This window comes from Serratia sp. AXJ-M, assembly GCF_046531865.1.
Taxonomy (GTDB): domain Bacteria; phylum Pseudomonadota; class Gammaproteobacteria; order Enterobacterales; family Enterobacteriaceae; genus Serratia; species Serratia liquefaciens.
Genome location: NZ_CP059394.1, coordinates 921,407 through 944,479, shown reverse-complemented (window position 1 = coordinate 944,479; position 23,073 = coordinate 921,407). Strand labels below are relative to the sequence as shown.

The window sequence follows — 23,073 nt, the reverse complement described above, 5'->3', positions numbered from 1 at the left end:
TTAACTGACTATCATATCGTCGCGGTGCACTGCCACCGGGCCGTATTCATAACCGAGAATTTCGCTGATTTCCTGCGAGTGATGACCGGCAATCATGCGCATCGCGTCGCTGTTATAGCGGCTGACGCCGTGGGCCAAATCGCGCCCCGCCAGATTGCGGATGCGGATCACTTCACCGCGGGAGAAATCACCTTTCACTTCGCGAATGCCCTTCGGCAGCAGCGAACTGCCGCGCGCCATAATCGCATCGACCGCGCCGTCGTCGACGGTGATCTCACCGGCCGGCGGTGCGCCAAAGATCCAGCGTTTGCGGTTTTCCAACGGGGTTTCCAGCGCGTGGAAACGCGTGCCCACCGGTTTACCTTCAATAACGTCCGCCACCACGCCCGGCTTGCTGCCAGCGGCAATGATCACGTCGATGCCGGCGCGACAAGCCACGTCGGCAGCTTGCAACTTGGTGCCCATGCCGCCGGTGCCCAGGCCGGAAACGCTGTCGCCAGCGATGGCACGCAGCGCATCGTCGATGCCGTGCACTTCACGGATCAGTTCCGCCTGCGGGTTATTACGTGGATCGGCGGTGTACAAGCCTTGCTGATCGGTCAGCAACAGCAATTTGTCGGCCCCGGCCAGGATCGCCGCCAGCGCCGACAGGTTGTCGTTGTCGCCCACCTTGATTTCTGCGGTCGCTACCGCGTCGTTCTCATTGATTACCGGCACGATACGGTTGTCCAGCAGCGCGGTCATGGTGTCACGCGCGTTGAGGAAGCGTTCACGGTCTTCCAGATCGGCGCGCGTCAGCAACATCTGCCCGACGTGGATGCCGTAAATGGAAAACAGTTGCTCCCACAGTTGGATCAGCCGGCTCTGCCCGACCGCCGCCAGCAGCTGCTTGGAGGCGATGGTGGCGGGGAGTTCGGGGTAACCCAAATGTTCGCGCCCGGCGGCAATCGCGCCGGAGGTGACGATAACGATGCGGTGACCCGCTGCATGCTGTTGTGCGCACTGGCGTACCAGTTCGACAATGTGAGCACGGTTAAGACGCAGCGATCCGCCGGTCAACACGCTGGTGCCCAATTTCACAACCAGTGTCTGGCTGCCGTTCATAGTATTTCTGCCGTGTATGATGAGAATAAGAGTGCAAAGGACTTTGTAGCAGGAGAGACGCGTTATGCCAACAGGCACAACGCGAAATCAGCAGAATACTTGTGGTCTAACGGGGTCAGGCGGAAAGTTTAATCAGTTTCTCTTTGAAATTCTCGGCCGGTTCAAGCGTCAGTTCCATGGTGGTCAGCAGCTCGCCCAGACGACGGTGGAAATCACGCAGGGTGGTTTCCAACTTGGTTTTCACTTCAGCATCTTTAATCTTTTCCGGCGTCCAGTGCCCATCTTTATCAAACAGGCCAAACTGATAGGCGTAGGTGAAACGCGTATCTTCGGCATGCAGTTCGATCCACCAACCCCAGAACTCGCGCTTCTCTGGAGCGGGCTTAACATTGACGCACACGGCTAAACAATCAAAGAAAAAACGGTCGTTCTCACACTGCCCTTCACGCAGGTACGGCCCCAAGCTGGCGAAACGTTTCATTAGTCGGCTTTTAGGGTGACCACTCGGTAACGTCATTCTTTAACCTCCTCAATGTAGACCACTCTTTTTAACAAACTGTTAAAATTTAGCAACTAATTAACGCATTTTATCTTTCATCCAGTGGGTCATTTGCAGCAACGCCTTGTGGAAACTGCTGTAGACAGGGGCGCGCGGTATGGCGATCAGTTTGCCGTCCAGCGAGGATGATGCGATCAGCTGCGCTTCTTCTTTCGGGCTGAGCGGATCCTGATCCCAGTAACCGGCCAGCATTGGCGTCGGGCAACGGCGGCCCAACAGCCCTTGGGTTTTCAGCGAATAGCTGTTCAGTTCCACCTTCAGCACGTTATCCGACGCGTTGGCCATCCCCATCCGGCTGGCCAGCACATCCATGTACATGTCCGGCACATGCTGTTGCGTTTTGCTGTCGCACAGCAGGCGATGCACCACCGGCCCCAGACAAGCCACGCCCCGCAGCCGCTGTGGCTCCAGATAGGCCAGACGTACCGCCACGTTGGCACCAAAACGGAAGCCAAACGCGGTGACGCGCTGATGATCGACCCACGGCACCGAGGCCAGTTGGATCAGCACCTGCTGATGCAGGAAGCTGGAATCTTGCGTCAGCTTCCACTTGTATGAAGAGCCGATGGAAGGCATATCGATGGTCAGCATGGCGATGCCGTGCGGTGCCAGATAATCGCGGAACAGGCGGTGGTAGTCAGTTTGCAGCGTGTCCAGGCTGCCGCACATCAACACCGTCGGGAACGGGGCCTCGCCCTTTTCCGGCAGGTGCAGGAAACCATTGATGCTGCTGCCGCCCTCAATGCGGAACTCCAGCTCTTTCAACTGATAAGGCAGCAACAGCGCGGCTTCTTCGTAAGCCCGACAGGAGAGCGCTTCGGCCTGCTCGGCCAGTTCGTCCCCTTTCAGGTGCGGGTAGCCGGCGATGCTGTAAAAATTGGCGGCGTTGAGCCAGTGCTGACCGCCGATCAAAGGATCCTGCTGTTCCAACGCGCTTTGTTGCCAGCGCATGCCTTGGTGAACCCATTCGTAAATCCAGTTGCCGTTACGGTAACCGACCACGGTATCCAGCCATTTGTCGTTGGTGTGCTCCACATCGGCGACTGCGATGCGCGCCAGCACTTCGTTGATTTCGATCGGATCAACGCCGCGCCAGGCCCACAACAGCGGGTTAAGCATGCGATACCAGTTGCTGACGGTGTTGCCTTCCAGCGTGGAATGCAAATCGGCGCTGACTTTGTTGCGCGCGCGCATCACCAGCGTCGAGGTCTCAGGATGTTTAAATGAGGGTTTGAACAGAATTTCAGAAAGGTTGGCTTGTGCCATGGTAACAACAGCCTCCGTAAATCTGGCTATAGGCCGCAAACAGCCTAATCAACTGGAGGTAGTGTACCTAACTCTGGGGCGATAAACCAAAATAACGAAAACGCCCGGCGAAACCGGGCGTTTTAATGGAACAGCCTGTCGAACTTAACGACCGCCGATCGGTGGTACGAAGGTCACCGCCATGTCCCATGGCTGTTCGATCCAGGTATCCTGTGGGATATCAACCACATAATCGTCAACCAGCGGGCGACCTGCCGGCTTGGCGAAGATGGTGACGAAATGCGCTTTCGGGTACATCTCGCGGATCGCTTTTGCAGTACCACCGGTATCCACCAGATCGTCGATGACGATAAAGCCTTCACCGTCGCCTTCAGCGCGCTTGAGCACTTTCATTTCGCGTTGGTTGTCATGGTCATAGCTGGAAATGCATACGGTATCCACATAACGAATGCTTAGCTCTCGCGCCAGCAGAGAAGCCGGTACCAGACCGCCGCGGCTTACGGCGATAATGCCCTTCCATTGGTCAGCAGGCAGCAGGCGGTGAGCCAGTTTGCGCGCTTGCATTTGCAGCATGTCCCAGGTAACAACGTATTTTTCGCTCATAGAATGGTGTCCCAGCCAGCCAGGGTGTGGCTTATTCAGTAATCAGGGGAAAAAAGGTTGCGCGAGATTATAGAGATTGGGCGCGCCGAATACCAGTTGTACCGTGGAAATCATAAGTATTTCCTCTGGTGATTGATGCTGAAAAAATGAACTGCAGCGCAGCAAACTAGTGTGATCAAGCGCTTAAACAGCACAATTCGGGACGGGCACCGCCCGGTAGAAAGTGATATTCTCTGGAGATCGTGCCAAAACCGCACAGATGCCCCTAACCCTAACCGAGCGGTATTCCCGCTATGCCGTGAATGCCGTTACAGGAGACTTATTGTGTCTGAATTGTCTCAACTTTCGCCACAGCCGCTGTGGGATATTTTTGCCAAAATCTGCTCTATTCCACACCCTTCTTATCATGAAGAAGCGCTGGCGCAGCACATCCTCGAATGGGCCAAAGAGAAAAACCTGCACGCCGAGCGTGACCAGGTAGGCAATATCCTGCTGCGCAAGCCGGCCACCAAAGGCATGGAAAACCGCAAGCCGGTTGCCCTGCAGGCGCACCTGGACATGGTGCCGCAGAAGAATAACGACACCGTGCACGACTTCACCAAGGATCCGATTCAGCCGTATATCGACGGTGAGTGGATCAAAGCGCGCGGCACCACGCTGGGCGCCGACAACGGCATCGGCATGGCCTCCGCGCTGGCTGTGCTGGCAGACGACAGCGTCGAGCACGGTCCGCTGGAAGTGCTGCTGACCATGACCGAAGAAGCCGGCATGGACGGTGCGTTCGGGCTGCAGGCTAACTGGCTGCAGGCCGATATCCTGATCAACACCGATTCCGAAGAAGAAGGCGAGATCTACATGGGTTGCGCCGGCGGTATTGATTTCATCACCACCCTGCCGCTGCAGCGTGAAGCCGTACCGGCCGGTTACCAGACCCTGAAGCTGACGATCAAGGGCCTGAAAGGCGGCCACTCCGGCGCGGATATTCACGTCGGCCTGGGCAACGCCAACAAACTGCTGGCGCGCTTCCTGTTCGATAATGCCGCGGCGTTGAATCTGCGCGTGCTGGACCTGAACGGCGGCACCCTGCGCAACGCCATCCCGCGTGAAGCTTCTGCCGTGGTTGCCGTACCGGCAGCTAAGGCCGATGAGCTCAAAGCACTGAGCCAGGCGTTCCTGGCCACCCTGCAAAATGAGCTGTCCGCTAAAGAGAAGAACATCACCGTTCTGCTGGAGCCAACCACCAGCACGTCTCAGGCCATGACCGCAGACAGCCAACAGCGTTTCCTGGCACTGCTCAACGGCACGCCAAACGGTGTGATCCGCATGAGCGACGCGGTGAAAGGCGTGGTGGAAACCTCACTGAACGTGGGCGTAGTGACCACCAGCGACAGCGAAGCAGAAATCATCTGCCTGATCCGTTCGTTGATCGACAGCGGTAAAGATTACGTGGTCGGCATGCTGACCGCGCTGGGCCAGTTGGCCAACGCCAAAGTGGCCCCGAAAGGCGGCTACCCTGGCTGGCAACCGGACGCTGACTCACCGGTCATGCATTTGGTACGCGAGATCTATCAGGATCTGTTCAACAAGACGCCGAACATCATGGTGATCCACGCCGGGCTGGAATGTGGCCTGTTTAAAAAGCCGTACCCGAATATGGATATGGTGTCGATTGGGCCGACCATCACCGGGCCACACTCGCCGGATGAGCAGGTGCATATCGAAAGCGTGGGCCTGTACTGGAAACTGCTGACGGCACTGCTGAAGGCTATCCCAGAGCGCGCGTAATTTGCCGGGTTCGGTGTACTGAACCCTAAAAAATACCGGGCTGTGCAAGCAAGGGCGCAATATTGCATTGCGCCCTTGTTATTCCCACGGCAGCAACAGCTGGCGCTCAAGCTGCGGATCCAGCAGCGTCACGTGCAAACCTACCAGCCGCACCCCACGCCCTTCACGTCTTTCGCTCCATGCCTGACGCGCTACATTGATCAAATCGTCTTTATTCAGTACTGGCCAAACGTGTTCCTGGGTTGTTTGCTGGAAATCCTGAAACTTCAGCTTTACGCCTTGCCGGGCGATATGCAGATCCGGTTTTACCTTGCGCAAGCGCATTTCCAGTTCCGGATACAGTTTGTCGACGATCAGCGCTTCGCACTCTTCCCAGGCATGAATGTCCTCCGCCAGCGTGCGTTCTACCCCCACCGACTTGCGCAGCCGCTCTGGCGAAACCTCACGCAGATCGATGCCCTGACAGCGTTCCCAAAGTACGCGGCCAAATTTGCCAAAGCGCTTTAACAACGCCGCAAGATCGTACTGCTGCACGTCGGCGCAGGTGATCAACCCCACTTCTTCCAACCGTTTGGCGGTCACTTTTCCCACGCCCGGGATTTTACTCAACGGCAGTTGCTGTAAAAATGCGGGTACCTGCGCCGGGGTAATGACGTATTGGCCATTCGGCTTATTCAGCTCCGAGGCGATTTTGGCGAGGAATTTGATGGGCGCGACACCGGCAGACGCGGTGAGGTTCAGTTCATCGGCTATCGCCTGGCGGATTTGTTCGGCGATCAACGTCGCCGAGCCGTTGCACTGGCTGCAGTCAGTGACGTCCAGATAGGCTTCATCCAGAGACAGCGGTTCGATCAACGGGGTGTAGCGGGCAAAAATTTCACGGATATGCAGCGAGGCTTCCTTGTACGCCGCCATGCGGCCGGGCAGCAGCTTAAGGTGCGGGCAAAGCTTGAGCGCCATCGCCGTCGACATGGCACTGTGTACGCCATAGCGACGTGCAGGATAGTTGGCGGTGCTGATCACCCCACGCCGGTCGGCGCTGCCGCCAATCGCCAACGGAATATCGCGCAGGCTGGGATCGTCGCGCATTTCTACCGCCGCGAAGAAGCAGTCCATATCGACATGAATGATTTTACGCATCGCCCCTCCAATAACACTGTATAAGTATACAGCCAATGATGGAAAGCTCAAGCCTCGGCAAAACTCGGATCAGCTCGGATAAAACAGGGTTTCACCCAATTATCTTCGACTTGTTAAAAAAGCGTAATTTTTGAATAGTACGCTGTGGCAAATTAATCGCCTCAGTTATTGATAACAATAAACCTTGCACAGGAAGGTGCCCTACATGAAAGCATTATCGGTCTATTTATTCGCTTCAGCATTATCCCTGATATCCCTTGCCGCGAGCGCAGCCCCTGCCATTATTGCGCACCGCGGTGGCACTGCCGACGCACCTGAAAACACTCGCGTCGCAATTGAAACCGCACTGAAAAACGGCGCGGACGCCATTTGGATCACGCTGCAGGAATCCAAAGACGGCGTTATCGTGCTATACCGTCCCTCAGACCTGAAAGCGCTGACCAACCAACAGGGCCTGGTCTCCGCTTACACCGCCGAACAACTGGCGAAAGTTGACGCCGGCTGGTCATTCGCCAAAGGGGAAATGCACCCGTTCCGGGGGAAAGGCATTGGCATTCCTCGGCTGGATGAAATACTCAACGACTTCCCCAAGGTCAATTTCTATCTGGACATCAAGTCACCGGATGCCAATCCGGCCCAGTTCGGTAAAACCTTGCTGGCAACCCTGGAAAAAACCGACAGCCTGAACCGCACCCGCGTTTACTCCACCGATGCCAAATATTTGCAGGCGCTACCGCCGGCTATCAAGCGTTTCGAAACCCGCGATGAAACCCGCGACCTGCTGGCGAATATCAGCCTGTCGCACCTGTGCGAACTGAAGCCGGATAACCAGAAGCCACGCTGGTACGGACTGGAACTGAAACGGGAAGTGGAAGTGGTGGAGAAATTTACCCTGGGCGAGGGGCGCTCCAAGGCGTTTCTGACCTGGGATAAAGAATCGATCGACTGCTTCCGTTCGCAAGGCCCAGCGCACATCATTCTGTTTGGTATTAACACCCCGGCAGACTACCAGCAGGCGCTGGCGCTTGGGGTAGACGGGGTGATGGTCAACTCACCGGCCGATGCGAAAAACTTTCGCCAGGCCAAATAACCGATAAAAAAAGGGGCGCCGCATGCGCCCCTTGTAGTCAGATAATCCGGTGCTTTTCCAGCTGCTGCTGGCGCAACGCCTCTTTCTCCAGGCGTTTTTTACGCGCATCGCAAGGTTCCGGACAGTCGCAAACCTTATCCATCCCCAGCGCCGTAATGCCGCCGCAGCTGCCCTGCAGGCTTTTACGTTTAAACACGTAGCCCAGGGACATACCGCCGACAATCAGCAGAAACAACACGAAGGTGGCGACAAATACCGTCAACATAGCGACCTCACGAGTGCTTGTTCAAATAGGGTTTAAACGCCTCAGAGTAGCGCTCTTCAAAACCGGTGGCAGTTTTCACAATCATGAACACCGGGATCCCCATCAGGTTCGCCAATGCCATGCCGCGTTCCGGCCCCAGTACGTTTAATCCGGTCGACAAACCGTCTGCCGCCATGCAGGTTGGGCTCAACACCGTGACCGACACCAGGTGGTGATGGATCGGCCGGCCGGTGATCGGATCTATAGTATGCGAATACCGCACGCCATCCTGTTCGAAATAGTTACGGTAATCCCCCGAGGTAGCTATCGACATCTCACCGGGTTGGATCACCAATTGCGCTTTCTGCTCCATGCCGGCGGTCGGCCGCTCAATGGCGATACGCCACGGTTTATTCTCACCGTTGTGGCCGCGAGTGCGCACCTCACCGCCAATATCGACCATGTAATTTTTCACCTGCTGCGACTGCAGGTACTGGGCAATCACATCCACCCCGTAGCCCTTGGCGATCGAGGAAAGATCGACATACAGCTCCGGAATGCGTTTGACCAACGCGTTACCCTGTACCGACAGCTTGTCGATGCCAGTCCAGGCGCGGCGCTGCTCCAGTGCGGCGGCGCTCGGCACCTTGTCCGGCCGCCCTTCCGGCCCGAAGCCCCACAGGTTAACCAACGGCCCGACGGTCACGTCCAGCGCGCCGTCGGTAACGCGGTTGATACGCAGCGCCTCCAGCACCACTTCTGCCGTCGCGGCCGACACCGGGAAGGGTTTATCCACTGCGCGACTGGCGTTGAAGCGGCTCAGTTCCGAGCCAGGACGATAGGTGGACATTTGGTCGTTCACCAACTCCAACCGTTTGTCGATCTCCGCCTGTATCTTGGCGGCGGACGGCGTGTCGTCGCCGGTGACGTAGCGGATCGAATAGGAGGTCCCCATGGTTTTACCCTCGAGATTCACCTGCTCCGGCCCGCAACCGGTCAATAACAGGGTGGCGCTCAGCACCACCGTCGTCATCCAGCCCTTCATTGCCCCTACGCGCATTTAGCCACCAAAGTCATCCAGCATGATATTTTCGTCTTCGACGCCCAGATCTTTCAGCATCTTGATCACCGCGGCGTTCATCATTGGCGGACCGCACATGTAGAATTCGCAGTCTTCCGGCGCCGGGTGGTTGCGCAGATAGTTTTCCAACAGAACATTATGGATAAAGCCGGTGTAACCCGTCCAGTTATCCTCTGGCTGCGGATCGGAAAGCGCCACGTGCCAGGTAAAGTTTTCATTCTCTTCCTGCAACCGATTGAAATCGTCCTCGTAGAACATCTCACGCAGCGAACGCGCGCCGTACCAGAAGGTGATTTTGCGCTTGGACTTCAGGCGATTGAGCTGGTCAAATATGTGTGAACGCATCGGTGCCATGCCGGCACCACCGCCGATAAAGATCATTTCGGCGTCGGTATCCTTGGCAAAGAACTCGCCGAATGGCCCGGAGATGGTCACCTTGTCACCGGCCTTCAGCGACCAGATATAGGAAGACATAATGCCCGGCGGCACGTCAGGATCGCGCGGCGGTGGCGTAGCGATACGCACGTTGAGCATGATAATGCCCTTTTCATCCGGATAGTTCGCCATGGAATAGGCGCGCACCGTGGTGTCATTCACTACTGAGCGATAGCGGAACAGGTTGAATTTGTCCCAGTCGCCGCGGTACTCCTCCGGCACATCGAAATCGGCATAGCTGATGTCGTGCGCCGGCGCCTCGATCTGAATAAAACCACCGGCACGGAACGGCACGTCTTCACCGTCAGGAATTTTCAGCTTCAGCTCTTTGATAAAGGTGGCTTTGTTATCGTTGGAGATAACTTCGCACTCCCACTTCTTCACGCCAAAGATTTCTTCCGGCAGCTCGATTTTCAGGTTTTGCTTCACGTTCACCTGACAGGCCAGGCGGCAACCCTCTTTCGCTTCACGCTTGTTGATATGCGACAGTTCAGTCGGCAGGATATCGCCGCCGCCCTCTTTGATCACCACCCGACATTGCCCGCAGGAACCGCCGCCGCCACAGGCGGACGAAACGAAGATCCCCTGGCTGGAGAGCATATTCAGCAGCTTGTCGCCCGCCGGAGCGGTAAAGCTTTTGTCCAAATCGCCATTCACTTCCACCGCAATATCGCCGGTGTTCACCAGCTTCGATTTGGCGAACAAGATCAGCAGTACCAGCACCATAACGATGGCGGTAAACATCGCGACGCCTAAAATAATTTCCATAAATTCTTCCCGCCTTTACAACTGAACACCGGAGAAGGACATAAAGCCCAACGCCATCAGCCCGGTGGTGATAAAGGTAATGCCCAGGCCGCGCAACCCTGCGGGGACATTGGCATACTTGAGTTTTTCGCGGATCCCCGCCATCGCGACTATCGCCAACATCCAGCCCGTGCCGGAACCGAAGCCGTACACCACCGACTCGGCGAAGTTGTAGTCACGTTGCACCATGAAGGACACACCGCCGAAGATGGCGCAGTTCACGGTGATCAGCGGCAGGAAAATGCCGAGTGCGTTGTACAGCGATGGGAAGAAGCGATCGAGGATCATCTCCAGAATCTGCACCAGCGCAGCAATCACGCCGATAAAGGTGATGAAGTTGAGGAAGCTCAGATCAACGCCTTCCACCAGCGCGCCATCACGCAGGATCAGGTTGTAGACCAGGTTGTTCACCGGCACGGAGATGCCGAGCACCAGGGTAACCGCAATCCCCAAACCAAAGGCGGTCGAGACCTTCTTCGATACCGCCAGGAAGGTACACATCCCTAGGAAGAACGCCAACGCCATGTTCTCTACGAACACTGCGCGTACAAACAGGCTGATATAATGTTCCATCGGCCATTACTCCTTTTCGATCTGCGCTGGTTTCAGGGTGCGGAGCGCCCAGATCAGCAGGCCGATGATAAAGAACGCGCTCGGTGCCAACAGGAACAAACCGTTTGGCTGATACCAACCGCCGTTCTGTACCGTTTCCAGCACCGGGATGCCGAACAGCTTGCCGGAACCGAACAGCTCACGCAGGAAGCCAACCAGCACCAGGATCACCCCGTACCCCAGCCCATTGCCGATACCGTCCATGAAACTCTCGATGGGCGGCGATTTCATGGCATAGGCTTCGGCGCGCCCCATCACGATACAGTTGGTGATGATCAGGCCAACGAACACCGACAGCTGCTTGGAAATCTCGAACGCATAGGCGCGCAGCAGCTGATCGACCACGATCACCAGCGAGGCGATAATCGCCATCTGCACGATAATGCGCACGCTGTTCGGAATATGGTGACGGATCAACGAAATAAAGAAGCTGGAAAACGCCGTAACCAGCGTCACCGCGATGGTCATCACCACCGCCGTTTCCAGCTTGGTGGTCACCGCCAGCGCGGAGCAGACGCCCAACACCTGCAGGGCGATCGGGTTGTTGTCGAACAGAGGCCCTAAAAGGACCCGTTTAATCTCTTTGGAATCAGCCATTTTTCAGCGCTCCTTCACGAACTTTTTTCAGGAACGGGCCAAAGCCGTGCTCGCCCAACCAGAAGTCAAAAGTATGCTGCACGCCGTTGGAGGTCAGCGTGGCGCCGGACAAGCCGTCCACCCCGTGTTCATCTCCCTGACGCGCCCCGCCTTTCACTACGCGGATCGCCGGTTGCCCGTTATCGTCAAACAGCTTTTTACCGACCCACTGCTGGCGCCAGCTGGCATTCTCAACCTCACCGCCCAGGCCCGGGGTTTCCCCTTGCTGGTAGTAAGTAATGCCTTTCACCGTGTTACCGTCATTATCCAGCGCAACAAAGGCGTACATCATTGACCACAGGCCCGTGCCGTAAACCGGCAGCACAATTTTGTTCACCGCGCCGCTGTCGTCACGCACCAGATAGATTTCCGCCTGGTTACTGCGGCGTTTGATGCCCGCCGGATCGTCAGCCGCCGGCAACGCCGCACTTTTGCTGTCATCACGCAATGCCGCAGCCAGATCGAACGCCGCTGCCTTGCCGGTAACAAACTCACCGCTGTTTAAATCCAGCAACCGGGGTTCGATGCGTTGGGTGAACAGCGTTTTGACCTGCTCGCCCTCCATTTTCGGTTGCAGCAGGCCGGCCACATCGAGGATATTGCGCTGCTTGTCGAGCAGCTTTTGTTCCTGCTGTTTGGACTTCAGACCGACGGCGGAACCCGCCACCACCACAGAACACACCAGGCACAACAGCAGTACCACCAGCAGCGTTTTACCGATGCTGTCGTTTTTAGATTCATTCGCCACGGGCTTTTCTCCGCTTGATGTTGGCCTGCACCACCAGATAATCGAACAGCGGCGCGAACAGGTTGGCGAACAGGATCGCCAGCATCATGCCTTCCGGATAGGCCGGATTGACCACCCGGATCAGCACGCACATCACGCCAATCAGGATGCCGTACCACCATTTCCCCTTATTGGTGAACGAGGCGGAAACCGGATCGGTGGCCATAAAGATCATGCCGAAGGCGAAACCACCTAACACCAGGTGCCAGTACCACGGCATGGCGAACAGCGGGTTAGTAGTAGAACCGATGGAATTAAACAGGATGGCAGTAGCCATCATGCCCAGCATCACGCCGGCGACGATGCGCCAGGATGCCACACGGCCGAACAGAATTATCGCCCCGCCAAGCAGGATCATCAGCGTGGAAACTTCGCCGACGGAGCCGGGAATGTTGCCGAGAAACGCGTCCATCCAGCTGATTGACTGGCCGGTAGCGACGTTGCTCAGACTGTGCGCCCCACCCGCGCTCCATTGCGCCAGCGGCGTTGCGCCGGAGAAACCGTCGGCGGAGGTCCACACCAGGTCACCGGAAATCTGCGCCGGATAAGCGAAGAACAGGAAAGCGCGCCCCGCCAATGCCGGGTTAAGGAAGTTGCGCCCGGTGCCGCCGAAAATTTCTTTCGCCACCACCACGCCGAAGGTAATCCCCAGCGCGGCCTGCCACAGCGGCAGCGTGGGCGGCACAATCAGCGCGAACAGAATCGAGGTAACAAAGAAACCTTCGTTAATCTCGTGCTTGCGAATGATAGCGAACAGCACTTCCCAAAATCCGCCGACCAGAAACACCACGGCGTATATCGGCAGGAAGTAGCAGGCACCCAGCACCATTTTGCTGACCCAGCCGGCGTCCGCCGCCAGAGAAGCCCCCAACCATTGCGCCAGCCGGTAGTGCCAGTCGCCCGCCAATACCTGTTGCAGCTGATCGCCGCTATAGAGGTGATGCAGCGCCGGAATGGCCTGTTGGCCAACGTTGTACATACCCCAGAACATCGCCGGGAAAACGGCCAGCCATACCAGGATCATCATACGTTTCAGATCGATGGCGTCGCGCACGTGCGAAGCGCCGCGCGTCACCAGACCCGGGGTGTAAAACACCGTCGTCGTGGCTTCAAACAGCGGGTACCACTTTTCCAGCTTGCCGCCCGGAGTGAAGTGATGCTCGATTTTGTCAAAAAAGTTCTTCAGGCCCATCGGTTATCCTTCCTGCTCAATCTTGGTCAGCACGTCGCGCAGCACCGGAGCGTATTCATACTTGCCGGGGCAGACGAAGGTGCAAAGCGCCAGATCTTCTTCATCCAGCTCCAGACAGCCCAGCGCCTGTGCACTGTCGCTGTCACCTGCCAGCAGGTCACGCAGCAGCAGCGTCGGCAGAATGTCCAGCGGCATTACCCGCTCATAGTTGCCGATCGGAACCATGGCGCGTTCGCCACCGTGGGTGGTGGTCGAGAAGGCGAACAGCTTGTTTTTCAGGAAATGGCCCAGCGTGGTGCGGGTGATAGAGAATTTATCCGGCGACGGCGCGATCCAGCCGAACAGCTGTTTATCACGCCCTTCTTCCAGCACGGAAACCTGCGAGTGGAAACGGCCAAGATAGGCGTTAGGGCCGGCGACGTGGGTACCGCTCAGCACCGAGCCTGAAATCACCCGGTTTTCACCGGCTTTAAGACGGCCGGCGGTCAGTTCATCGAGGCTGGCCCCCAGGCGGGTACGCAGCAGCTGCGGCTGTTCCACCTGCGGGCCGGCCAGCGCCACCACCCGATCGGTATCGAGCTTGCCGGTAGTGAACAGCGTCCCTATAGCGATCACGTCCTGATAACCGATATGCCAGACGGTTTTTTTCAAACTGACCGGTTCGAGGAAGTGGATATGGGTACCCACCAACCCGGCAGGATGCGGGCCGGCAAACTCGTTATAGGTCACCTGTGCATCCGGCTGCTTGCCCAGGTTCGCACCTGATGCGTGACAGACGTGGACTTTACCGTCGGTCAAGCGTGCCAATACCGATAACCCGGCGTTAAATGCCGACAGCTGTTCGGTAATGATCACCAACGGATCGGCAGCCAGCGGCTGGCTGTCCATGGCGGTAACGAAAATGGCACGCGGCGTCGTTCCCGGTACAGGGGTTTTGCTGAAAGGGCGGGTGCGCAACGCCGTCCACAAGCCGCTGGCGATCAGTTCGCTTTCGACCTGCTCGCGCGGCAACATGGCCAGTTCCGCCATCGGGTAATGGGCAAACTCCAGCTGTTCGTCACCGCCATTTTCGATGGCGATCACCACCGACTGCAAAACGCGCCGTTCACCACGGTTGATGGCTACGATGCGGCCGCTGGCTGGCGCAGTGAAGAATACGCCGGGAGTCTTTTTATCTTCGAACAGCGCCTGACCTTTCTTAACGCTATCGCCTTCCTGCACCAGCATGGACGGGCGCATTCCGACGTATTCTTCCCCAAGCAGGGCGACATGCTGAATGATTGGGCCGTCATGAATTGCCTGAACCGGTGTTCCGGCAATGGGCAGATCTAACCCTTTTCTGATTTTAATCATAAGATTTATACGATGTTGGTTAGTTTCACACGTCTTACCGGCCCCAGAGGCTGGTGCTGACGATACCTGGATGATGAGACTGCATCAGCAGCCTCTGGGTTAAGCGCAACGGCATCACGCTCAACATGAAATCTTTCGCACTGACAAAATGGGGTCGCGAACATTCCGTTGATAACTCCTGGATCCATTTTTGCGCGCTAAAAACGCTGTTAATACTTTGTTGCCGCAGGGGTGATTCAATCCCCCCGAGAAGTAAGCTCAACACCTCATTCTGCGGACGTAACAGCAGATTAATTCGAGCCGGGATATTAACATTTTTCACAACATTTTTCTGCGCTGGGCAGTGACCTGAGTCAAGCAAACGCAATTAAATTTTCGCTGTTTTACACCACTAATCGTTAAAATCTGCCTGTCGATTCACTTTTATCGAAGTTTGTAGTTTTTTTATACACATCGCATATTGCTAAAAAAGAACACGCTGGTAATCTGACGGTGTTTTAAGACCGTAAAACAATAATCAGTGGCATGTTGGCCATGTCTACATTGAGCCAGCAGATAAATATAAGCAGGAATAATAATGAGCAAAATCGCGTTGTTGTTTGCGATGCTTTTTTCTATGCCGATGATCACGGCCTGCAGCGCCAGCGAGCAGGTTCCCGAGGCGCCGGTGGTTAAGCAGCAATTAGTGGGTTCACCGGTTTATATTCAGATATTCAAAGAAGAACGCACGCTGGAGTTGTATGCCAAAATGGGCAATGAATTCCGCCTGGTGAACTCTTTCCCTATCTGCAATTTCTCCGGCGGCCTGGGCCCGAAACGTCGTGAAGGTGACTTTAAAAGTCCGGAAGGCTTTTATAGCGTCGACTCGCGCCATCTGAAACCCGACAGTAAGTATTATCGGGCAATAAATATCGGCTTCCCTAATGATTACGATAAATCACAGGGGTATTCCGGCGCTTATCTGATGATCCACGGTGAATGCAAATCAATTGGGTGTTACGCGATGACCAACACCTATATGGATGAGATTTATCGTTATGTCGAAGCCGCGTTCGCTTATGGTCAGAGCCGGATTGATATCAGTATCTACCCGTTCCGCATGACCGATCAAAACCTGAAGCGACACAGTTCGTCTAACTACATCGCTTTTTGGCGCCAGTTGAAGCCGGGTTATGACTACTTCGTCAAAAACCATCAACCGCCAATGGTGGGGGTATCCAACGGTCAGTACGTGCTGGGCCAACCGTTGATGAGCAGCAGCCAGATGACGCAGTATGCGTCAACCACGGCTCCCGCTGTCAGCACCAATCCCTTCGCTCAGGCCAAGCCGCTCACCGAAGTGAAATAACGCGAATTCGCCTGGCGCGATCTTGTGCCAGGTTTCATTCGCCGTCAGCGGTTGGGTGGCAATCACCGTGACCACATCGTTGGGTGTGGTCTGCTGCTGGAAATCAATCTCCACGTCCTGATCGAGTAACGTCGCTTTGCCGAATGGCGCACGACGCGTGATCCAATACAAATTGGTGGAGCAGTACGCCATCACAAAGCGCCCGTCCGACAGCAGCATGTTGAATACCCCTTTCTGGCGTAGTTGATCCGCCAACAGCGCGATATAGCGGAATACCGGCGGCCAACGGCTCGGAGTACGAGGGTATTTCAGGGAAAGCTGGTGCAGCAACCAGCAGAAAGCATATTCGCTGTCAGTCTGGCCGACCGGGCGGAAGTTGCCGGTTTCCAACTGGCGATAGCCTTTCAATTGGCCATTGTGCGCGTAGGTCCAGTTACGGCCCCACAGCTCACGGGTAAAAGGGTGGGTATTCTCCAGCGCCACTTCACCGCGATTAGCCTGGCGGATATGCGAAACCACCGCACAGGACTTAATCGGATATTCTTGCACCAGACGGGCGATCGGCGAGTCGAAACTCGGCTGGGGATCTTTAAACGTGCGGCAACCGTTCCCTTCATAGAAGGTAATGCCCCAACCATCTTTATGTGGCCCGGTACGGCCACCGCGCTGAACCAGCCCGGTAAAGCTAAAGCAAATATCGGTCGGTACGTTTGCGCTCATCCCGAGCAGTTCACACATCGCTTGCCACTCCTTAACCACCCTGACGCCGTCTATTGGAGCGCAGCACGCGCACCCCAATACAATATTAGCGGGGGCTGTGCGCCCCCTAAAGCCGTTAAGCCTTAACCATCTCTTTTTCGATCAGCTGAATCAAGATGTGGATCGCTTTGATATGAATTTCCTGGATGCGATCGGCGTAACCGAAGTGCGGTACGCGGATTTCCACGTCTGCGGAACCGGCCATTTTGCCACCGTCTTTGCCGGTCAGGGTGATCACTTTCATCCCTTTGGCACGTGCCGCTTCGATAGCTTTAATGATGTTGCCGGAGTTGCCTGAGGTGGAAATGCCCAGCAGTACGTCGCCTTCGCGGCCTACCGCTTCCACATAGCGCGAAAACACATACTCGTAGCCGAAGTCGTTGCTGACGCAAGACAGGTGGCTAACGTCGGAAATGGCAATCGCCGGATAGCCTGGGCGGTTTTCACGGTAGCGGCCGGTCAGCTCTTCGGCAAAGTGCATGGCGTCACAGTGGGAGCCACCGTTACCGCAGGAAATGACTTTCCCGCCGGCTTTGAAGGAGTCGGCCAGCAGCACTGCCGCGCGTTGAATGGCGTCGATATTGGCATCGTCATTGATAAATTTCGCCAGGGTATCGGCCGCTTCGTTCAGTTCACTGCGAATAAGGTCGTGGTACATGAGGAACCTCTTGTTATCGTCAATCTTCCGCCCCGCAGTGTACCGGATCGGGGAAAAACCGAGAAGCACTCTGAGTCAAACAGCGCCTTCGTTGAGGTGCCGCTGAGGTTTTTGATGATTGGTGCGGTCAGATTGTGACTTAAGTTGTAATTAAACTGTAAATGCATTGATAAAAATATGGGCTTGTACTAAAACCTATTACATACACACAACAGGTCAGACCTCTTGCCACTTTGGAGCTTCTTATGATGGTTCTTAGTATTGTTGTTTTACTGGCACTCATTGGTGTGGTGTTCTATCACCGAGTGAACCTCACCCTCAGTAGCCTTATCCTGCTGGCATACACCGCCGCCATGGGCGCCATCGGTCTTTGGACCTTCTGGATGCTGCTGCCGCTGGCGATTATCCTGCTGCCGCTGAACGTCACGTCACTGCGCCGTTCGATGCTGTCTGCACCGGCGCTGCGTGCGTTCCGCAAGGTAATGCCGCCTATGTCCACCACCGAAAAGGAAGCGATCGAAGCCGGTACCACCTGGTGGGAAGGCGATCTGTTCCGCGGGACGCCGGACTGGAACAAGCTGCATAATTACCCGAAACCGCAACTGACCGCCGAAGAGCAGGCGTTTATTGACGGCCCGGTGGAAGAAGCTTGCCGCATGGCCAACGACTTCCAGATCACCCACGAACTGGCCGATTTGCCGCCGGAACTGTGGGCGTACCTGAAAGAACACCGCTTCTTCGCGATGATCATCAAGAAAGAGTACGGCGGCCTGGACTTCTCTCCTTATGCTCAGGCTCGCGTGCTGCAAAAACTGGCTGGCGTTTCTGGTATCCTGGCGATCACCGTTGGCGTGCCCAACTCCCTCGGTCCGGGCGAACTGCTGCAGCATTACGGGACTGACGAGCAGAAAAATCATTACTTGCCGGGCCTGGCGCGCGGCGACGAGATCCCTTGTTTCGCCCTGACCAGCCCGGAAGCGGGTTCCGATGCCGGCGCTATTCCGGATGTCGGTACCGTCTGCATGGGTGAGTGGCAAGGCGAGCAGGTGTTGGGCATGCGCCTGACCTGGAACAAGCGCTACATCACGCTGGCACCGGTGGCGACCGTGCTGGGCCTGGCGTTCAAACTTTATGACCCGAACCACCTGCTGGGCAACAACGAATCGCCGGGCATCACCTGTGCGCTGATCCCAACCAGCACTCCGGGCGTTGAAATCGGTAACCGTCACTTCCCGCTGAACGTGCCGTTCCAAAACGGCCCTACCCGCGGTAACGACGTGTTCGTACCTATCGATTACATCATTGGCGGGCCAAAAATGGCCGGTCAGGGCTGGCGCATGCTGGTTGAATGTCTGTCGGTAGGCCGTGGCATCACCTTGCCTTCCAACTCCACCGGTAGCGTGAAATCCATGGCGTTGGGCATTGGCGCTTACGCCCATATCCGCCGTCAGTTCAAAATCTCGATCGGCAAAATGGAAGGCATTGAAGAGCCACTGGCGCGTATCGCCGGTAACACCTATGTGATGGATGCCGCGGCTACGCTTATCACCAGCGGCCTGATGCTGGGCGAGAAACCGGCGGTGCTGTCGGCCATCGTGAAATACCACTGTACCCACAGAGGCCAGCAGGCAATCATCGATGCAATGGATATTGCCGGCGGTAAAGGCATCATGCTGGGCAAATCCAACTTCCTGGCCCGTGCCTATCAGGGCGCGCCTATCGCCATCACGGTGGAAGGCGCGAATATCCTGACCCGTACCATGATGATCTTCGGTCAGGGCGCTATCCGTTGCCATCCTTATGTACTGGATGAAATGGCGGCAGCGCAAAATAACGACCTGAGCGCCTTCGATAAATCGCTGTTCGGCCATCTGGGCCATGTAGGCAGCAACAAGGTGCGCAGCTTCTGGCTGGGCCTGACCAACGGCCGCACCAGTGGCACACCGACCAAAGACGCGACTCGTCGCTATTATCAGCAGTTGAACCGCCTGAGCGCTAACCTGGCGCTGCTGTCGGACGTTTCTATGGGGGTGCTGGGCGGCAGCCTGAAGCGCCGCGAACGTATCTCGGCCCGTCTCGGGGATATTCTCAGCCAAATGTACCTGGCTTCCGCTACGCTGAAACGTTTTGAAGACGAAGGCCGTCAGAAAGAAGATTTACCGCTGGTTCACTGGGGCGTGCAGGACAGTCTGCACCAGGCGGAACAAGCGTTGGACGATCTGCTGCGCAACTTCCCGAACCGCTTTATCGCCGGTGCGATGCGCTTCGTGATCTTCCCGTTCGGCCGCGTGCATACTGCACCTTCTGACCGTCTGGATCACCAATTGGCCAAGATCCTCCAACAGCCGTCTGCCACCCGCAGCCGTCTGGGGCGCGGTCAGTATCTGACGCCGAGCGAGCATAACCCGGTAGGCCTGTTGGAAGCCGCATTGGCGGACGTGATTGCCGCAGAGCCAATTCACCTGCGTCTGTGTAAGGAGAGTGGTAAAAACCTGCCATTCACCCGACTGGATCGTTTGGCACAACGGGCGCTGGAAGAAGGCAAAATCAGCGCCGATGAAGCGAAGATCCTGGTGAAAGCCGAAGAGAGCCGTCTGCGTTCCATCAACGTGGATGATTTCGAGCCGGATGCGCTGGCGGCCAGCAAGCCGGAAAAGCCGCTAAAGCAGGATAAGCGCCAGAAGCATACCGAAGCCGCGTAACGGCAATAAACACGTGCACTCAGGGGCGATAATCATCGCCCCTTTTTTATTTCCACTGAGAAATGCGCAGCCGTTCGCAACGTTACCAGAACGGCTAATTTAACCCTGAGGATTATCGGATAGACTGCCGGTGGGTGCTCTGGATCTTTCTGTCCGGAGCTTCAGTTTAGTCGAGGATAGAAAGAGAAAGGCCCCGAGTCGATACATCAACCCGAGGCCACTCTGAACGTCTCAACAACGTCAGGTTAGCCTCTTACCCGCCGGAAGGCAAGGATAAGGAGGTCAAAAATGCAGCAGGAACGGGTCGTTCTTAGGCTGATGATTATCTGCATAACGCTTATCGCGCTGATGTGGATCACTCGCGGTTCACTGTGTGAATTGCGCATCAAACTGGGGGACACGGAGGTTGCAGCCATTTTGGCTTACGAACCCGAACGGTAAGGCAACCCAACGGCGGGGCTCGCCCCGCCTGTTGGTTGTTACGACAGATCCATGAGCACCCTTCCTCGCCGCATCCGTCAGGCTGCTAGCCGTTTTGGCGAATGCGCGCCAGCAGTGCATCGATATGTTCGATCTGCGACGCATTAACGATCAGCGCTCGGCCAAGGCTCAATGCGTGGCGCTGGCATTCTGCACGCATCTCGGCATCGCTAATACTGTCCAGATCGGCCACGTGTGCCAGACCGATAGTGCGGCGAATCAGTTCGCTGCCACAATAACCTACCGCATCCGCCCACACCTGCTGCAGGAACTGCTCGGCGTAACCTGGCACCGCCAGCGCCGGCTCACGAGTGTATTGGTGGCACAGCGCCAGGAAGCGATCGGCAAAAATCAGCCAGAGTTCGCGCACATCCTGCAGGCGTTGTTCTCGCCCGGCGGCGGCGTCACGCGGCCCTAACAGCCCCGGCAGACCGCAGTAGTTCAACAACAGATTGCCCAAGGCGCTGCCGACGTCAAACCCGATCGGCCCATAGAAACCAAACTCGGCGTCTATCGCCTTCAACTTGCCTTCCGCAACAAAAATTGAGCCGCTGTGGATATCGCCGTGCAGCAACGCTTCCGCCTTGCTCAGAAAGCGGTGTTTCAGTCCAGCCACCGCCAGCTTCAACGCGGGATCGTTACGCAGCTCTAGCACCTGGGGCAGCAGCACCGGGTCAAACTGATTACGCTCATGATCGATATAGGGATCGGTAAAGAAAAGATCTTCGGTGATCTGGCACAGTTCTGGGTTGGTGAAGCGACTAACTTCGGCCTTTTTTGCCTGTGCCGTCTGATAAAAGTCGGAGGTATGGAACAGGGTCTGCGCCAAATATTCCGCCAATTGCCCGGCCGCCAGCGGGTAATAGTGGCCCTTGAGCAGTTCACTGCGCCAGATGTGGTGGTCGGAAAGATCTTCCTGCACCATCACCGCCAGCTCGGGATCATGATGCAACACTTTTACCGTATGTCTTGGGCAAAAACCGCCGTGGATCAACAGAGTTTCCGCTTCGATCCGTGCCCGATCCAGGGTCAGTGGCCAGGATTCGCCCACGCAGCGTACATACGGCAGCGCCTGTTTAACGATCACCCTGCTCACACCGTCGCGATCGCGGATCTTGAACACCAGGTTCAGATTGCCGTCACCAATCTCGTCAGCGCTCACCAGCGCCTGCGGATCGGCTAACTGTCCGTATTGGCGAGCATACTCAACGGCATCGGCAGCAGTAAACGTACGATAATGCGACATTCCCAACCCCTCTTTCCTGTCTCTCTGACACAACGATTATTATTTTTTAGACGTAAAAGCATTTGGACGTCTATACATCTGGAAGTCATGTTGGCAGAATAGCTTTCCAGATGCAATAACTACGCAACAAGGAATTAACCGCCGATGCAAGCGCTTAACACCACCAGTTTGACCCTGCGTGACAACCGACTTTGGATCCTCGATCAGCAGGCTTTGCCGCAGGAAAAACAGTGGCGAACCTGCGACAGCGTAGAGGAACTGGTTGATCATATTCATACCTTGCGGGTGCGGGGCGCACCGCTGATCGGCCTGTCCGCCAGCCTGCTGTTGGCCCTGTTGGCAGAACGTGGGCTGCCGCGTGAACAGCTTGAGCAGGCACTGATCACTCTGCGTGCTTCAAGGCCGACGGCGGTCAATCTGATGAACAATCTGGACCGCATGAAGCTGGCGCTGGCGCAACCGCACTGGGTGGCGGCGATGGTGGAAGAAGCCTTGCGGTTAGTGGAAGAAGACCGCAAATTGTGCGATCGCATTGCCGACCACGGAGCCGAACTGGTAAAACCCGGCAGTCGCCTGCTGACCCATTGCAATACCGGTGGCTTGGCGACCGCTGGCGTCGGTACTGCCATTGGCGTGCTACTACGCGCCCATCAGCAGGGCAAAGTGCAGCAGGTGTGGGTGGATGAAACCCGGCCGCTGCTGCAGGGTGGCCGCTTGACCGCCTGGGAGCTGGGCGAACTGGGTATTCCTTATCGGTTGATTTGCGACTCCATGGCTGCCAGCCTGATGGCGCAGGGCCAGGTCGACGCCGTATGGGTGGGTGCCGATCGCATCGCTGCCAACGGTGACGTTGCCAATAAAATAGGCACCTACAGCCTGGCAGTCCTGGCGCATTACCACAACATCCCCTTCTACGTTGCCGCCCCGCATACAACGCACGACCCCCACTGTCCGAACGGCGCAGCCATCCCTATCGAGCAGCGCGCCGCAGCTGAGGTGACCGGTGTGTCGGGCAGTTTTGGCTCATGCCAATGGGCGCCAACCGATGCGCAGGTTTACAACCCGGCGTTTGACGTCACGCCGGCGAAGCTTATCAGCGGTTGGGTGTTTGACAGCGGTGTGATTACACCACAGCAGGTCAATGATGGGATCTTCCAGCGGGCGTTAGGCTAACGCCCGCGCAGTA

Annotated in this window: 23 protein-coding genes; 6 read left to right on the top strand and 17 right to left on the bottom strand. The window is 56.5% G+C overall.

Annotated features, from left to right (window positions below):
• The 4 genes from proB to gpt form a co-directional block, all read right to left on the bottom strand.
• Complete coding sequence (proB, locus tag H0S68_RS04415; protein WP_020825379.1) at nucleotides 1-1,104, bottom strand: glutamate 5-kinase; 1,104 nt, start codon at nucleotides 1,102-1,104, stop codon at nucleotides 1-3.
• Nucleotides 1,105-1,219: 115 nt separating this feature from the next.
• Nucleotides 1,220-1,621: a sigma factor-binding protein Crl gene (crl, locus tag H0S68_RS04410; protein ID WP_041414255.1), complete on the bottom strand. Its 402-nt coding sequence runs from the start codon at nucleotides 1,619-1,621 to the stop codon at nucleotides 1,220-1,222.
• Nucleotides 1,622-1,681: 60 nt separating this feature from the next.
• Complete coding sequence (gene frsA / locus H0S68_RS04405; protein ID WP_044548514.1) at nucleotides 1,682-2,929, bottom strand: esterase FrsA; 1,248 nt, start codon at nucleotides 2,927-2,929, stop codon at nucleotides 1,682-1,684.
• 144 nt (nucleotides 2,930-3,073) lie between these two features.
• A complete protein-coding gene (gene gpt / locus H0S68_RS04400) occupies nucleotides 3,074-3,532 on the bottom strand; it encodes a xanthine phosphoribosyltransferase (protein WP_020825376.1) in 459 nt (152 codons plus the stop codon).
• 324 nt (nucleotides 3,533-3,856) lie between these two features.
• Here gpt and pepD point away from each other — a divergent pair, with 324 nt between their 5' ends.
• The gene (gene pepD / locus H0S68_RS04395; protein ID WP_020825375.1) at nucleotides 3,857-5,317 is read left to right on the top strand and encodes a beta-Ala-His dipeptidase; all 1,461 of its coding nucleotides are present in this window, start codon (nucleotides 3,857-3,859) and stop codon (nucleotides 5,315-5,317) included.
• Nucleotides 5,318-5,395: 78 nt separating this feature from the next.
• On the opposite strand, the gene dinB is transcribed toward pepD, so the two are convergent.
• Nucleotides 5,396-6,457 carry a DNA polymerase IV gene (dinB, locus tag H0S68_RS04390; protein ID WP_046374422.1) on the bottom strand — a complete coding sequence of 354 codons (1,062 nt, stop codon included), beginning with the start codon at nucleotides 6,455-6,457 and terminating at the stop codon, nucleotides 5,396-5,398.
• Nucleotides 6,458-6,662: 205 nt separating this feature from the next.
• Between dinB and H0S68_RS04385 the strand changes: the two genes are divergently transcribed.
• The gene (locus tag H0S68_RS04385; protein WP_128864377.1) at nucleotides 6,663-7,547 is read left to right on the top strand and encodes a glycerophosphodiester phosphodiesterase family protein; all 885 of its coding nucleotides are present in this window, start codon (nucleotides 6,663-6,665) and stop codon (nucleotides 7,545-7,547) included.
• A 37-nt stretch (nucleotides 7,548-7,584) separates the two neighbouring features.
• Here H0S68_RS04385 and nqrM read toward each other — a convergent pair whose 3' ends face one another.
• From nqrM to H0S68_RS04340, 9 genes are read right to left on the bottom strand one after another with little or no spacing between them, the layout of a single operon-like run.
• Nucleotides 7,585-7,812: a (Na+)-NQR maturation NqrM gene (gene nqrM, locus H0S68_RS04380; protein WP_020825372.1), complete on the bottom strand. Its 228-nt coding sequence runs from the start codon at nucleotides 7,810-7,812 to the stop codon at nucleotides 7,585-7,587.
• A 7-nt stretch (nucleotides 7,813-7,819) separates the two neighbouring features.
• Nucleotides 7,820-8,851, bottom strand: a complete 1,032-nt coding sequence (locus H0S68_RS04375; RefSeq protein ID WP_187962324.1) for an FAD:protein FMN transferase — start codon at nucleotides 8,849-8,851, stop codon at nucleotides 7,820-7,822.
• On the bottom strand, nucleotides 8,852-10,075 hold the full coding sequence (gene nqrF, locus H0S68_RS04370; RefSeq protein WP_044548498.1) for an NADH:ubiquinone reductase (Na(+)-transporting) subunit F: 1,224 nt from the start codon (nucleotides 10,073-10,075) through the stop codon (nucleotides 8,852-8,854).
• Nucleotides 10,076-10,090: 15 nt separating this feature from the next.
• Complete coding sequence (nqrE, locus tag H0S68_RS04365) at nucleotides 10,091-10,687, bottom strand: NADH:ubiquinone reductase (Na(+)-transporting) subunit E (RefSeq protein WP_012005400.1); 597 nt, start codon at nucleotides 10,685-10,687, stop codon at nucleotides 10,091-10,093.
• Nucleotides 10,688-10,693: 6 nt separating this feature from the next.
• A complete protein-coding gene (locus H0S68_RS04360; RefSeq protein ID WP_020825369.1) occupies nucleotides 10,694-11,323 on the bottom strand; it encodes an NADH:ubiquinone reductase (Na(+)-transporting) subunit D in 630 nt (209 codons plus the stop codon).
• A complete protein-coding gene (locus H0S68_RS04355; protein ID WP_020825368.1) occupies nucleotides 11,316-12,110 on the bottom strand; it encodes a Na(+)-translocating NADH-quinone reductase subunit C in 795 nt (264 codons plus the stop codon). Before H0S68_RS04355 ends, H0S68_RS04360 begins: the two co-directional genes overlap by 8 nt.
• On the bottom strand, nucleotides 12,100-13,341 hold the full coding sequence (locus H0S68_RS04350; RefSeq protein ID WP_410529183.1) for an NADH:ubiquinone reductase (Na(+)-transporting) subunit B: 1,242 nt from the start codon (nucleotides 13,339-13,341) through the stop codon (nucleotides 12,100-12,102). The genes H0S68_RS04355 and H0S68_RS04350 overlap by 11 nt, the downstream gene beginning before the upstream one ends.
• 3 nt (nucleotides 13,342-13,344) lie before the next feature.
• A complete protein-coding gene (locus tag H0S68_RS04345; protein WP_410529182.1) occupies nucleotides 13,345-14,694 on the bottom strand; it encodes a Na(+)-translocating NADH-quinone reductase subunit A in 1,350 nt (449 codons plus the stop codon).
• 34 nt (nucleotides 14,695-14,728) lie between these two features.
• Nucleotides 14,729-15,016, bottom strand: coding sequence for a hypothetical protein (locus H0S68_RS04340; protein WP_128864373.1), 288 nt, complete (start codon nucleotides 15,014-15,016; stop codon nucleotides 14,729-14,731).
• A gap of 255 nt (nucleotides 15,017-15,271) precedes the next feature.
• Here H0S68_RS04340 and dpaA point away from each other — a divergent pair, with 255 nt between their 5' ends.
• Entirely contained in the window at nucleotides 15,272-16,042 is a 771-nt protein-coding gene (dpaA, locus tag H0S68_RS04335; RefSeq protein ID WP_020825365.1) for a peptidoglycan meso-diaminopimelic acid protein amidase, read from the top strand.
• Here dpaA and H0S68_RS04330 read toward each other — a convergent pair.
• Both H0S68_RS04330 and lpcA read right to left on the bottom strand, forming a co-directional pair.
• Nucleotides 15,974-16,780, bottom strand: a complete 807-nt coding sequence (locus H0S68_RS04330; RefSeq protein ID WP_020825364.1) for a class II glutamine amidotransferase — start codon at nucleotides 16,778-16,780, stop codon at nucleotides 15,974-15,976. The genes dpaA and H0S68_RS04330 overlap by 69 nt on opposite strands.
• 97 nt (nucleotides 16,781-16,877) lie before the next feature.
• On the bottom strand, nucleotides 16,878-17,459 hold the full coding sequence (gene lpcA, locus H0S68_RS04325) for a D-sedoheptulose 7-phosphate isomerase (protein WP_004949058.1): 582 nt from the start codon (nucleotides 17,457-17,459) through the stop codon (nucleotides 16,878-16,880).
• Nucleotides 17,460-17,704: 245 nt separating this feature from the next.
• Here lpcA and fadE point away from each other — a divergent pair, with 245 nt between their 5' ends.
• Both fadE and H0S68_RS04315 read left to right on the top strand, forming a co-directional pair.
• Nucleotides 17,705-20,161, top strand: a complete 2,457-nt coding sequence (gene fadE / locus H0S68_RS04320; protein ID WP_201895707.1) for an acyl-CoA dehydrogenase FadE — start codon at nucleotides 17,705-17,707, stop codon at nucleotides 20,159-20,161.
• A 288-nt stretch (nucleotides 20,162-20,449) separates the two neighbouring features.
• A complete protein-coding gene (locus H0S68_RS04315; protein ID WP_041414251.1) occupies nucleotides 20,450-20,602 on the top strand; it encodes a Hok/Gef family protein in 153 nt (50 codons plus the stop codon).
• Nucleotides 20,603-20,687: 85 nt separating this feature from the next.
• Here H0S68_RS04315 and mtnK read toward each other — a convergent pair whose 3' ends face one another.
• Entirely contained in the window at nucleotides 20,688-21,887 is a 1,200-nt protein-coding gene (mtnK, locus tag H0S68_RS04310; protein WP_128864371.1) for an S-methyl-5-thioribose kinase, read from the bottom strand.
• A gap of 144 nt (nucleotides 21,888-22,031) precedes the next feature.
• On the opposite strand from mtnK, the gene mtnA reads away from it, so the two are divergent.
• Nucleotides 22,032-23,060, top strand: a complete 1,029-nt coding sequence (gene mtnA / locus H0S68_RS04305; protein ID WP_020825361.1) for an S-methyl-5-thioribose-1-phosphate isomerase — start codon at nucleotides 22,032-22,034, stop codon at nucleotides 23,058-23,060.
• Nucleotides 23,061-23,073: the final 13 nt, after the last annotated feature.